At 44.9% G+C, this 13,398-nt stretch carries 10 protein-coding genes; 8 read left to right on the forward strand and 2 right to left on the reverse strand.

What is annotated here, in order from left to right; translation table 11 throughout:
* Positions 1–10: 10 nt before the first annotated feature.
* The 8 genes from gpAD87_RS25885 to gpAD87_RS25920 all read left to right on the forward strand — a co-directional run bounded on the left by gpAD87_RS25885 (position 11) and on the right by gpAD87_RS25920 (position 9,686).
* Positions 11–877 carry a carbohydrate ABC transporter permease gene (locus gpAD87_RS25885; protein WP_063567591.1) on the forward strand — a complete coding sequence of 289 codons (867 nt, stop codon included), beginning with the start codon at positions 11–13 and terminating at the stop codon, positions 875–877.
* Positions 877–1,704: a carbohydrate ABC transporter permease gene (locus gpAD87_RS25890; protein ID WP_053782648.1), complete on the forward strand. Its 828-nt coding sequence runs from the start codon at positions 877–879 to the stop codon at positions 1,702–1,704. Before gpAD87_RS25885 ends, gpAD87_RS25890 begins: the two co-directional genes overlap by 1 nt.
* Before the next feature lie 290 nt (positions 1,705–1,994).
* On the forward strand, positions 1,995–3,776 hold the full coding sequence (locus tag gpAD87_RS25895) for a cache domain-containing sensor histidine kinase (protein WP_331710938.1): 1,782 nt from the start codon (positions 1,995–1,997) through the stop codon (positions 3,774–3,776).
* Entirely contained in the window at positions 3,745–4,542 is a 798-nt protein-coding gene (locus gpAD87_RS25900) for a response regulator transcription factor (protein ID WP_064641702.1), read from the forward strand. The genes gpAD87_RS25895 and gpAD87_RS25900 overlap by 32 nt, the downstream gene beginning before the upstream one ends.
* Positions 4,543–4,659: 117 nt before the next feature.
* The gene (locus gpAD87_RS25905) at positions 4,660–5,979 is read left to right on the forward strand and encodes an extracellular solute-binding protein (protein ID WP_064641703.1); all 1,320 of its coding nucleotides are present in this window, start codon (positions 4,660–4,662) and stop codon (positions 5,977–5,979) included.
* Between the two features lie 29 nt (positions 5,980–6,008).
* A complete protein-coding gene (locus tag gpAD87_RS25910; protein ID WP_064641704.1) occupies positions 6,009–6,890 on the forward strand; it encodes a carbohydrate ABC transporter permease in 882 nt (293 codons plus the stop codon).
* A gap of 54 nt (positions 6,891–6,944) precedes the next feature.
* A complete protein-coding gene (locus gpAD87_RS25915; protein WP_157258588.1) occupies positions 6,945–7,808 on the forward strand; it encodes a carbohydrate ABC transporter permease in 864 nt (287 codons plus the stop codon).
* Between the two features lie 468 nt (positions 7,809–8,276).
* Positions 8,277–9,686, forward strand: coding sequence for an MATE family efflux transporter (locus tag gpAD87_RS25920; protein ID WP_064641706.1), 1,410 nt, complete (start codon positions 8,277–8,279; stop codon positions 9,684–9,686).
* A gap of 512 nt (positions 9,687–10,198) precedes the next feature.
* Here gpAD87_RS25920 and gpAD87_RS25925 read toward each other — a convergent pair.
* Both gpAD87_RS25925 and gpAD87_RS25930 read right to left on the reverse strand, forming a co-directional pair.
* Positions 10,199–11,572 (reverse strand): lanthionine synthetase C family protein, encoded by a 1,374-nt coding sequence (locus gpAD87_RS25925; protein WP_231952898.1) that lies wholly within the window; start codon positions 11,570–11,572, stop codon positions 10,199–10,201.
* A gap of 5 nt (positions 11,573–11,577) precedes the next feature.
* Positions 11,578–13,365, reverse strand: coding sequence for an ABC transporter ATP-binding protein (locus tag gpAD87_RS25930; RefSeq protein WP_231952849.1), 1,788 nt, complete (start codon positions 13,363–13,365; stop codon positions 11,578–11,580).
* Positions 13,366–13,398 lie beyond the last annotated feature (33 nt).

Here is a 13,398-nt window from a genome sequence, read left to right on the forward strand (position 1 = left end):
AGGATGGAGTATGAACAAGCGCATCGCGCCTTATTACTGGATGACGGTTCCGGCGGTAATACTGTTCTTTGTATTTATGACGCTGCCGGCCCTCCAGGGGATCTATTATTCATTTACGAACTACAACGGATTCGGTAAAGGTTATGATTTTGTTGGATTCAAAAACTATTTCAATTTGTTTCAAGATGACAATGTAGGCAACGCCTACTGGTTTACCTTCAAGTTTGCGATCGTTGTAACGATCCTTACGAATATTCTAAGCCTGCTCATTGCACTCGGGCTGAATGCCAAGATCAAGTTCCGTAACTTTTTCCGTGGCATCTACTTCTTGCCGAATATCCTGAGTGTATTGATTGTAGGTTACATATTTAACTACCTGTTCTCCAACGTATTCCCGATCTGGGGACAAAACCTGGGCATCAACGCCCTATCCACCAACATTCTGGGCAGCGAAAGTCTGGCATGGATTGGGATCGTAATTGTAGCGGTGTGGCAATCAGTCGCGTTGAATACGATTCTGTATTTGGCGGGATTGCAAACCATCCCTACGACATTGTATGAAGCATCAAATCTGGACGGCGCTGGAAAATGGCGTGAATTCTGGAGCATTACGTTTCCGCTTATTGCCCCGTTCTTCACAATTAATATGGTGCTGGCGATGAAAAACTCACTGATGGTCTTTGACCAGATCGTGGCCTTGACGAATGGTGGACCGGGACGGGCAACACAGTCCATCTCCCATCTGATCTACACGGGTGGATTTGAAGGCGGCGAATATGCATATCAATCTGCGAACTCGGTTATCTATTTCATCGTTATTGCGGTGATTTCGATTCTGCAAATCCGGTTCCTGCAAAGAAGGGAGACGGATCTGTAATGAGAAGCCGTTTACGTACCAACTGGCCCGTTATGTTGTTAATTATTCTGGGTACCTTGTTCATTCTGTTCCCTTTATATATGACGGTTACAATCGCATTGAAAAATCCGGAGCAAATGGCCCAATCGGTCTTTGCTATTCCGACAACGCTTCACTGGGAGAACTTTGCAAGTGCAATAGACATGACAAACTTCTTCCAATCGTTCCGTAACAGTGCCATTGTTACTGCGTCAACAGTCATTCTGACCTTGCTCAGTAACTCTATGGTTGCTTACGCGATTGCCCGGAATATGGAGAAGCGGAAATTTTTCAAAGGCCTGTATTATTACTTCGTCAGCGCGATGTTTATTCCGTTTCCAATCATCATGCTGCCGATTGTTAAGCTGACTGCATCACTGGAAATGACCAATCTTCTGGGTCTTATCCTGCTGCATACGGTGTACGGTCTCGCCTTTAACGTATTTGTATATGTAGGTTACATTCGGTCCATTCCGGTAGCACTGGAGGAAGCAGCCTTCGTAGATGGAGCAACAACCTGGGGCACATTCTGGAAAATCATTTTCCCATTGATGGCGCCGATCAGTGCCACGGTTGGTATTCTAACTTGTCTGTCTACCTATAATGACTTTCTGCTGCCACTCATTATTATTAGTGATCCGGCACAATACACGCTTCCACTGGTACAATATGTGTTCCAGGGTCAATTCAATACTGACTTCAACCTGGCGTTTGCATCGTACCTGCTGGCGTTGCTGCCGATGATCATCATTTACCTGTTTGCACAAAAATGGATTATCAATGGTGTAACGCAAGGTTCAGTGAAATAATGAAGAAAAGGGCGGACTCATGGAGTCCGTCCTTTTTTTGTTTTCATGAGCTTCCGGTTTGTGGAGCTGCCCTGTATTTAAATGATTGATAAAGATAGGATTCTGTGCTATTTTTTAGTCGTTAGTTTAATCGCTAAACAAAGATCGGTGAAGGAGATCAATGAGCCAAAATGTAAACGCTTCAATAATTGGCGATGATGGATTCCGGCATACTTGTACTCAATCGTCACCCAACATGAGAAACGGGTGGCGATTTCTTTTACATGCGGGGAGGAGAATGGGATTTGCGAGTGAATTGGGGCAGATGGAACTCGTTGCGCAATCAGATTTTTGTTGGTTTTGTACTGGTGATGTTGGTGGTGTTATTTATTGCGGGAATCGCCGCCTATGACCGGGTATCCGGTTTGCTGAAGACCAATGCGGAGAAGCATATCCATCAAACTGCTGTTCAGGCTAATGGCAGACTGGATGCCTTAATCGCACAGGTTAACTCGCTGACAGCTCAAGTGGCAGATGATTCTTATGTGCAGCGTTTGCTGAGCAATGAGAAGGGTGGGGAAACGGCTACGTTTAATCAGCGTCAAGCGCTCTTGCAGGTTGTGAGCAGCTATCCGTCCTTTATGAGCGGTGTGCAGAGTCTGGAAATCTATACGACAACTTACAGCAGAATATTTCCCATGGATGACCGATCTTTGGATGGAAGGCTCGGACGTAACTGGATAGCGGAAGCAGACGCCGAGAAGGGGAGGCTGGTCTGGGTTGGCCCCGACCCGGAAGATCCGGGGGTCATTATGGCTATTCGGCGAATCAGCCTGATGGACCGGGCTTTTGAACCTGGCGGTTATGTCGTGGTGCGGATGCAGCGTAGCTTTTTTCAACTGAATGACTTGGATGCTGAGGACGATGTGGAGGATTCTATTCTGCTGGTAGATGCGGCAGGAAGCGTAGTTACTTCCAATCTGGAGGCTAGTTTGGATGTGGAGGCACTCCTAAGCAGTGACAGCTCTGTAGTCGAGACCCGGGATGAGCCCTATATCGTCGTTAGACAGCATTCCGAAATGACGGGATGGACGCTCGCGGTTCTAACTCCTGTGAGCGAGACGACGGAGGGCGTGTCCATTCTTCGGACGGCACTGCTTATTTCCGGTTTGTTTGGCGTCGTGCTGTTCCTCATTATGTCCTTTCTCTTGTCCACCATGATTACACGTCCCATCACCCGACTGATGAGGGCCATGCGCAGTGCACGTCCGGGAGCCATGAAGCCCAATATTATGTTCAGCTCAACGATGGAGATTCACAGGCTTAATGAAGTATACAATCAGATGGTTTATCGGTTGAATGAGTTGACTCAGGAGATATACGAGAAGGAAATCATGCAGTCAAGAACAGAACTGAAAGCTCTGCAGTCGCAGATCAATCCTCATTTTCTGTTTAACACGCTGGAGGCGTTCTATTGGTCACTTGATGACAAAGGAGACGAGGAAATGGCGCGTATGGTTGTGGCGATGTCCCGCCTATTTCGCTACATCATCTCCAGTCCCAATCAGGATGAATGGGTTACTATGGCCGATGAACTGGAGCACGCGGAGCGTTATCTTCGGATTATGGAGATGAGGCTGGGAGAAAGGTTGCAATGGGAGATCAGACTGAGTGAAGCAATGCGCACCGTGAGGATTCCCAAATTGCTCATACAGCCCTTGGTGGAGAATGCTATTCTTCACGGGATTGAGAGCAAAATTGAACCGGGAAAGGTAAGCATCCATGTAGATGCTTCCACGCATGAGGGTCTGGTCCACATCGAAGTTCGGGATGATGGACCTGGCATGGATGATTCCCGGCTTCAATCCGTTGTTCGCGCATTGAATGGTGGACCTGCTGTTTCCAACAAGGGAACAGGCGTGGGGCTGATTAACGTACATCGCAGGTTGAAGCTTTATTTTGGCAGTCAGCTTGGCGAATTGTGCAGACTTTCCATTACCAGTAAGGTCGGTGAAGGGACTGTCATTCGCTTTGAGATTCCGAAGGATACGGAGGGTGCATATGATTCATGGCAGAACGATTCTAATCGTTGATGATGAACCGCGTACACGAGAAGGAATTCGCAAGACACTGGAAGGCTGGTCGGCTGGTCGTAACGAAATTCGAACTACGGCAAGTGGAGTCGAAGCAGCAGCATGGCTCCGTGAACAGACGGCGGACCTTTTGATTACAGATGTTCGCATGCCGGAATTCTCTGGCCTGTCCCTCGTTGAAGCCGTTCAGCAGTTTCCGAGCAAACCAGTTGTATTGATTATGTCAGGGCATGCCGACTTCCAATATGCCCAGCAGGCCATCAAGCTTGGCGTGGTAGATTATTTGCTTAAACCGATTGAGAAGGAGCAGCTGATTCAGACGGTAGAGAAGGCTTTGCAGCTTGGAGACCAACAACGGCGTATTCAAATGATGCAGAAGCTGGTTGACCCCAAGCTACTGGATGCCAAAGAACGGGGAGACGAGAGACTTAATCCCCAGATCAGTGAAGCTGTTGCTTACGTGGATGCCCATCTGAGCGAACATGTTACCCTGCGGGAAATCGCTGATATGCTGCACTTGAACTCCAGTTATTTTAGCGTTTTGTTCAAGGAGCAGATAGGAATTAATTTTAGCGAATATCTGACCCGTACACGTATTCAGCGGGCGAAGGAGATGCTCGTTCAGACGGCCCTGCCAATCTCGGAGATCGCCGAACAGGTAGGCTACCAGACGGATAAATATTTTATTAAGGTATTCAAAAGTCTCGAAGGGCTTAGCCCAAGCAAATATCGTCATTCCATTGGGATTCGTAAAGAGACTAAATAACCATAAAATAGTGGAGTTTTTCCAAATCATCCTGGTCTTATGGGGGAGATGTACCCATGCTACAATTTTATTAAAGCGGTTACATCAACCGAATAACCATTACAGGGGGTTAGGAATATGAGAAAAAAGCCAATAGCAATGCTACTGACATTGACATTTATCCTCGCCGTGTTTTTATCCGGATGCAGCAATTCAGGTTCTGACGGAGAGGGTGAAGCGAGCGGTAGTGGCTCTGACGGAAAAGTGACCCTCAAGTTTATGCATCTCTGGCCAGCAGGCAGCTCTGCACAGCAGAATAAGCTGGTCAATGAGATCATCAAACAGTACCAGACCGATCATCCCAACGTGACCATCAAACAGGAAGTACTGGAGAATGAGCAATATAAGAACAAACTGAAAATCCTGTCCGCTTCCAATGAACTCCCGGATGTAGGTGTAACCTGGGCTGCAGGTTTTCTGGAGCCTTACGTGAAGGGCAATCTGTTTGCTCCGCTGGATGATCTTCTGAGTGGTTCACTTGAAGGGAAATTCATTGCGGGAACAACTGAAGCGTATGCCGTAGATGGCAAAACCTATGCGCTCCCGATTGAGCTGAACATATCTCCGATCTATTACAACAAAGACATTTTCGCTAAATATAATCTGCAACCCCCGGCCACATATGATGAATTCCTGAATGTTGTGAAAACGCTGACAGACAATGGTGTGGTTCCCATCGCTCTAGGCAACAAGGATCGCTGGACCGGATCTCTCTGGTATATGTATCTGGCCAATCGATTGGGCGGGGATGCATTGGAGAAGGCCATCAATGGCACAGGCAAGTTTGACGATCCTGCCCTGATCCAGGCGGCAGCCGAAGTACAGAAGCTGGTGGATATGAACGCCTTTAACAAAGGTTACAACGGCCTGTCCAATGATGAAGGCAAATCGGAATTTATGAATGAGAAAGCGGCCATGTACCTTATGGGCACCTGGGAACTTCCGAACTATACTACCAATCCAGATGTACCGCAGGAGTTCAAGGATAAAATCGGATTTTTCAAATTCCCGACAATGGATGGCGGTAAAAGCGATATTAACAGTTGGGTCGGCGGCCCGGGTGTAGGCTTGTTCGTCGCACAGAACTCCAAGGTGAAGGATGAAGCTCAGAAATTCGTTCAATATTTTGTGGAGAAATGGGGCGAAAGCTCTGTAACCGAAGCGGGTGTTATTCCAGCAACGAAAGTGGACACAGCCGAGGTACAACTGCCGCAACTTTACACAGACCTGCTGAATGAATTGAATCAGGCCAGCAGTCTGACATTATTCGCCGACGTGCAGATGAAACCGACCGCAGCTCAAGTCCATCTGGACATGATCCAGGCGTTGTTCGGAAAAGCAGTCACTCCTGAGGAATTTGTGAAGAAACATCAGGAAGCGATTGATAAAGGCAACTAACGTACAACGCTCATAGGGAGGATATTGTGATGGATAAAGTCATGTCCAACCGTTTAGTCGCTGCGTTGTACGTGCTTCCCGCACTGCTGCTGTTATTGGTACTGATCTATATCCCGATCGTGCTGACCGGATATTACGGATTGATGCAGTGGGACGGGATCGGCGCAATGACCTTTATCGGTTTTGAAAATTATGCAAGATTGCTTCATGACGCAACGTTCTGGCAGAGTGCATATCATACCTTTCTACTGGCCTTATTCTCAGCACTGAGCCTGATCGGTTATCTTATGATTGCCCTGGTGCTGTCAGGCAAAATTAAGGGTGCCAACCTGTTCCGGAAAATATATCTGATTCCGATGCTGCTGTCCTCCGTAGCGATTGCCCAGTTATGGTTGAAGATTTATCACCCCAGCAATGGTGTGCTTAATACCTTTCTGGAATCTGTCGGTATTGCCAATCCGCCAGCCTGGCTGGCGGAGCCATCCCTGGTATTGTATGCGCTGTTCGTACCGATCTTGTGGCAGTATGCCGGATTCTATATTCTGATCTACTATGCTGCGCTCAAGAATATCCCGGAATCGTTGGTTGAAGCAGCGCGGATTGATGGCGCAAGCCCTTGGCAGATTGCCTTCCGAATCAAGCTGCCTCTGATCACGGAAGTGATCAAAGTGACGATCGTGCTGGCTGTTGTTGGTTCGTTGAAGTACTTTGACCTCATTTATGTGATGACGGACGGTGGACCGAATGGTTCCAGTGAAGTGATGGCTTCTTATATGTATCATCAGGCTTTCCGTGGATTCGACTTTGGTTATGCGAGTGCCGTTGGTTTCTTCCTGCTCGTGATCTGTCTGGTCGTAACCTGGCTGCTTCGAAAGGCTACGGCATCCAAGGACACCATTCAGTATTCTTGAGTGAAGTGAAATGAAAGGAGGTCCATCCCTGTGAAGACCGATACTGCGGTTCGGTTGCCAGCCTATCCCGGAACAGGCGCGGGACCGACCGTGCTGAGAAGGCTCGGCTATGTCCTGCTCTACAGCCTGTTGATTCTGGTGGCACTGCTGCAAATTCTGCCCTTGATATGGTTGCTGCTGTTCTCGCTAAAAAACAATCAGGAAGTATTTGATATGGCACCGTTTGCCCTTCCCGCGACTCCGCGTTGGGAGAATTATGTGAAGGTGTGGACGGAAGGCAACATTAGCTTATATTTCTTCAATAGTGTCTGGATCACGCTGGTATCCGTTGTGTTCACTGTACTGTTCGCGAGTCTGGTCACCTTCGCAATAACCCGCATGCGCTGGAAAGGGCGTTCTCTGGTGCTCGGATTGTTCATGGTGGGGATGATGATCCCTGTGCATTCTACGCTGATTCCGTTGTTCAGCCTGTTTCTGAAGCTCCATCTTACAGATCATCCATTGTCGGTCATTCTTTCATACATCGCGTTTAATATGCCGATCACCATTATGATCCTGCTTGGCTTCTACTACGCCCTTCCGCGGGAAGTGGAGGAAGCAGCAGTGATGGACGGCTGCTCTGTCCATCGGATTTTCTTCCGTATTGTCCTGCCGATGACATCCTCGGTGATCGCCACGACAGCGATTATCAACATGATTTATGACTGGAATGAATTCATCTTCGTGAATACGTTCATCAGCACAGATGCGTACAAGACGCTGACCGTTGGGGTGCAGAATTTTATTGGACAGTACACAACGGATTGGGGAGCGATTGGTGCGACACTGATGATTAGCATCCTGCCGATCCTGATCGCTTTCCTCGTCTTGAGCAACCGAATTGTGGAGGGCATCGCTGCCGGATCGGTAAAAGGATAAAATTAAGCATCCCATATGAGTCATTGGCTAACTTAAATCTTGAACCCTTACATACCCGATCCAAAAGGGATGTGTAAGGGTTTTTGTTTATTGCCCCGAGTCTAGATAAATTGAACCAAACATTTACATGAGAACGGAGAGGGCAGAAATAACCTGAAGAAGCGGAGCTAAAAGCTTTCTGCAAGAAAGCTACATCGAAAGCATACGCTTCGCCTTTATCCCCAAATTTTCTCCTTTGAAAAAGGGAATCATAAAAATTTGGGGATAACAGCGATCGGAAGGTTGTTCTGGCATCGAAGTGGCAAGTGTAAATAATCTTTAGTTCAATTAACATAAATGAAAGAACTGAAAATACCTATTATTGGAATTTCAAAAAACTTTCAAGTTTTTTCGCAAAACTACTGCATTTTCAAACCACCTGTGCTAACATACCCTAAGAATTAAAGCCCACACGGGAAAGGTGAGAAAATGACAGCAATATCCTCAACCAAAGAGTCCCTGCGTTCGGATGCCAAGGATCTGAATCTGATTCGGCTAACATGGCCTATTTTCCTGGAACTCTTCTTGTTTATGTTGATGGGGAGCGTGGATACGTTCATGCTCAGTTCAGTGTCCGATAATACAGTATCCGGAGTCGGAGCAGCCAACCAGATTATTTCCATTGCGATTCTTGTACTGGAAGTCATTGGACATGGCGCTGCTATTGTTGTGGCACAATATATTGGTTCGAAGAAGTTGAGTGAGGCGGCACAGGTCACAGGTAATGCGATTACACTAAATCTGATTGTTGGACTGATCCTGAGCGGAAGCTTCCTTCTGTTAGGAGGACATCTGCTTACACTGCTTCATATCCAAGGTGAAATATACGATTTTGCCCGTTCTTATATAAGTATTGTCGGAGGCGGGATCTTTCTTCAGGCGCTGATTAACGCGCTGGCCGCGACGATTCGTACGCATGGTTACACCAAAGAGACGATGTATGTTTCCGTTCTGATGAACGTGATTCACGTCGTTGGTAACTACGCCCTTATTTTTGGCCATTTCGGCATGCCGAAGCTTGGTGTAGAAGGGGCAGCGATCTCAACGGTCGGAAGCCGTCTGATCTGTTTGATTATTTTCTTCTGGTTACTCTATCGGGTTATGGATGTAAGGGTAGAGTTTAGCTATTACATCAACCTTTCGAAGAAGTTTATCAGCAAAATATTGCGAATTGGTATTCCCTCTGCGTTGGAATCCGTTGTATATCAGTCCTGCCAGCTCGTCTTCACACTGTACGTAACCTATCTTGGTGCTGAAGCGATGGCAACCCGGCAATATGCGGGTAACATTTCAAGCTACATCTATCTATTCAGCATGGCTATTGGAATGGGAACCTCCATTATTGTGGGCCGACTGGTCGGTGCGCGACGCAAGAACGATGCATACAAACGTGTATTCGACAGTGTGAAATGGGCGCTGATCGCAACGGTTGTGATCGATGTAATTATTATTCTCTTCCGTGTTCCACTGATGAGTGTGTTCACGGATAATCCGGAAATTATAAAACTGGGTGCACAGGTCATCCTGCTCAGTCTTCTGCTGGAGACCGGGCGAACCTGCAATATTGTGATTATTGGTTCCCTTCGTGCCGCAGGTGATGCGAAGTTTCCTGTATACATGGGACTGATCTCCATGGTCTGCATGAGTCTACCGCTGGGCTACCTGCTGGTGTTCAAGCTTCACATGGGGCTCGCCGGTGTATGGCTTGCGATTGCCGCAGACGAGTGGACACGTGCTGTCATTATGTATTTCCGCTGGAAGAGCCGGGCTTGGGAGAAACATGATCTTTTGGATCATGAGGAGGAAGAGACCGTTCCGCAGACTGTTCCTGCCATTTAGGACAGCCAACGCTAAAGTAATCGATCAACCATCACCGAGCAAGGGAGCAACGTTCCTTTGCTCGGTTTTTTTAGATTATATTCGCCATCGCCAAACGAGCCATACATCTACGTTACTTAGAGTACAGACACGGGTATACTGGACATTTCTACAAACCGCAATAAGATCATAACCTGACCCAAAAGAGATTAATAGTTTCAAATGGTTGTTTGTTGATTCGTTTCATAAATTGTCCAGTGTGAAAGCAATCTTCCCATCCGAATAAACGGAGATCGGGTCCCAAAGTAACCGAATAAAGGCCGCTACGTCAGCTTATTCTCTTCTCCAATGATGAACTTGGCCTGTTTGGTAGTGATAAGTGATCGTGCCGAGGACCTTACCTTCTTCACGCTCTTCATACGTGGGACGTTACGTTGCTTTCACAGCGGCGGTAACCAATTATATTGCAGAGCTTGATGAGAACTAATCCTGGATGCGTATGGTATGGGGTCAGTAAATGATCGTTTTTTTATTTATTGTATCAATAACACTTGATCCCAATCAGGACTTTTATCCGATAATAATGATGCCAAAACCAGAGAAACCCCAGTTGCTCCGTTCAATAGGCCTGCTTCATCAATATATTGAAGTTTATTATCAATCCAGTTAATATCATAATATCCAAATGTAGAATCTGGATTGTGGAAATCCAGAATCTTTTTTACAAGGCGGTCACGCATCATTCTTAAACGTTCTTCCCCAGTTTCAGAGTACATCCGTTGGATGAGTAGAAGCCAACCTGAAAGACCATGACAAACAGTTGGTGAAATCAAACCACCGCACATATCTATGCGTTTTTCCATATTCAGATATGATTCAAGTGCAAGGTTAGATAATTCTTTATTCTCCAAAGCATTGCCTGCCAACCATATTGCACGCGCAATACCAGGCGTTCCGTAGCACCACGAATCTCTTGGATGTATTTTATTTTCAACATGCAGATTACCCAATTGCCATTCTTCATATGAAACTCTGCCAGGCCAGTATATTCCGTCTTCACCATTGACTTTCCACCCAACAAGCCAATCAGTCAGTTTCCTTAATTCATCCTTTAAAGGCTCACCAGGTAGTCCTTTAAGGATCGCAATGCTCATAAGTGCAATGGGCCCCGCTATTCCATGGGAAAGTCCTAAATTGAAGTTTCCAGAAGGATACTGTTTTGCCTCACTAGCATGAAATTGGCTCCGAGCAGAAATATGCCATCCTGGGACGGTTACTTCCCCTATTTCCTTATGTGCACAATATAATTTGAACCATTTTACAATCTGTTCCCATACTTTTTTCATTCCCGGGCGTTCATAATATGATAAAATGATTCTTCCAAGCCCACTTAGGCCAAGGATCGTATCATAATCTCCGATTTTCAAATCGTTACTTCCCCACTTTTTTAATAGTTCATCAACTTTTTTAATTGCTAACTCTTCCATCCAAGTGGCAATACCTTCTGTCATTGACTGGTAACGAGTGCCCCTCCGGGATAGGGAACGTATGGCCACTAGAACACCAGGCAAACCGCCATATAATGACAAATCATGCAGCCCCGTTTGTTCAAGCTTATTCTGCAATTCCTTTAAATACTGATGTCCTACAAAATCCCAACCAGCATCCGGTTGGAGATAATCCAATTCCCCCATTAATAGGCAAATTCCAGAATATCCGTTACTCAGACTTTCCTCCGTCCACCGTTCTATTTCGAATCCATCAACTGCTAATATAGAATTTTGAGATTTCATTGAAATTTCGCGTGGATTTTTATATCGGTCTGCAACAGACGCCAATGTGCTTGCAACGCTGTTTCTTAAGTCGCCTTCTAAGCCCAACCATCTATTCAGATTATGTTTTTCCATAATACTCAATGCTGATATACCTCCTCAATGCTGTTTTCCTGAAATGTTTTAGCTTGTATACGATACATTTCTGCATAAGTACCATTATTATTAAGCAATTCCTCATGTGTTCCCTGTTCGATAATCTCACCGTTCTCCATGACAATTATTTGATGAGCAAGGCGTGCAGAAGATAGTCGATGAGTAATGAATACACCGATCTTATCTTTCATTAAATCAAGAAATAATTCCAACAAATCTCGTTCTGCAATCGGATCTAAAAACGCGCTGGGTTCGTCCAGAATGTACAAATCGGCATTGCGTATGAAAGCTCTGGCTATAGCTAACCTCTGCCATTGACCACCAGATAACTGCTGACCTTCTTCAAACCATTTACCCAACTGCGTATCAAGGCCTTGGGGCAAAGAATGGATTACATCATCAACAGATGCGTACTTTGCTGCATTTAGTATCATTTGGTCTTGGTCGATCTGATCCAATGAACCAAAACCGATATTATTCCTAACGGACATTTCATAATGAACGAAATCTTGAAAAACAGTACCGATTTTTTTTTGATACCTATTTAGATCGTAATCAGTTATATTTTTTCCGTTTACGATAATTTCACCTTCGTAACTGTCATAAAGTTGCATTAATACTTTCATTAAAGTTGTTTTTCCCGATCCGTTTTTACCAACTATGGCAATGGTCTGCCCTTTTCGTAACGATAGTGAAATGTTATTCAACGCTATTTTTTCATTCCCAGTGTACTGAAAAGAAACATTCTTGAGTTCCAAGCGTTCTAAGTTAAAATCACATTGTTTATTTTGCAGAGAAGATCGAGAAACAGGGTCAGATGTGGGCAACTCAAAAAATAAGAACAGTTGCTCCATATAAAGGTGGTTTTGCGAAAATTGCAACAAACTCCTCATTATGGTTTGTATTTGACTTTGTGTAAGTACTATTGCCTGAATATACCCGTACAAACTGCCAATCATCAAGGTACTTAACAATGTCTCTTGAATGACAAACCAAACCAACCATAGCATCACTGCAAGCTCAAAAAAATTGTAAATAAACGTGTATTTAGTTAGCTTTCCTAACATTTTCTTATCTACTTTATAAAAACTTTCAAGCAATTCAGAGTATCGGTTAAGTAAATGATTACTTAATTGAAAAACCTTGACTTCCTTAACCGCTCGATCATTTGTAAGCAAATACGTCAGATACCAAGATTGCCGATATAAAGGGGTCCTTTTCATATAGATATCGAATTGTTGTTTATTTAATTTGAATAAAGAATACAGTGATGTCAAAGATACTACGAGTATGAGCGGTACAGTCCACCATTTCCATAAAAACAACCAAGTTGAGGATGAAATTACAGTGATAAGACCTGAGATAATGCCCGCTAATTGGCTATACAGCTGATATGGCCGAAATGCTGCTTCCTGAGTTGCGCGTTTCAATTGATCGTTGATAGACGAATTTTCGAAGTCAGCAAGTCCAAGTTGTGTTGATTTTTTCCCGATCATGATATTTAAAGACTTTGCTAATGATGCTTCTAAATTCCCTTCTACATAGGTTTGTCCTGAATTAATGATTAATTTTACTGCGTACACTATAACAAACAAGATAAAAGGTATGCGTACTAGATCTACCTCATGCATCAAAGAATATGAAATCCCATTCAACATATTTTGCATTACAACCAAACTAAAAAAGGGAATCAAACCTTGCAAAATATGCAATATTGCACTTAGTATGAACAATCCTTTATTAGTTTGAAAAATTAGTGAAAATAACTTCATGCTGCTTTTCGCTGAATTCCACATAAAGACTCC

This window comes from Paenibacillus sp. AD87 (assembly GCF_001659845.1).
Lineage (GTDB): Bacteria > Bacillota > Bacilli > Paenibacillales > Paenibacillaceae > Paenibacillus > Paenibacillus marchantiae.

Coding starts and splice junctions, on each gene's coding strand:
- gpAD87_RS25885 (WP_063567591.1), top strand. CDS start 11: ATGAACAAGCGCATCGCGCCTTATTACTGGATGACGGTTCCGGCGGTA.
- gpAD87_RS25890 (WP_053782648.1), top strand. CDS start 877: ATGAGAAGCCGTTTACGTACCAACTGGCCCGTTATGTTGTTAATTATT.
- gpAD87_RS25900 (WP_064641702.1), top strand. CDS start 3,745: ATGATTCATGGCAGAACGATTCTAATCGTTGATGATGAACCGCGTACA.
- gpAD87_RS25905 (WP_064641703.1), top strand. CDS start 4,660: ATGAGAAAAAAGCCAATAGCAATGCTACTGACATTGACATTTATCCTC.
- gpAD87_RS25910 (WP_064641704.1), top strand. CDS start 6,009: ATGGATAAAGTCATGTCCAACCGTTTAGTCGCTGCGTTGTACGTGCTT.
- gpAD87_RS25920 (WP_064641706.1), top strand. CDS start 8,277: ATGACAGCAATATCCTCAACCAAAGAGTCCCTGCGTTCGGATGCCAAG.
- gpAD87_RS25925 (WP_231952898.1), bottom strand. CDS start 11,572: ATGGAAAAACATAATCTGAATAGATGGTTGGGCTTAGAAGGCGACTTA.
- gpAD87_RS25930 (WP_231952849.1), bottom strand. CDS start 13,365: ATGAAGTTATTTTCACTAATTTTTCAAACTAATAAAGGATTGTTCATA.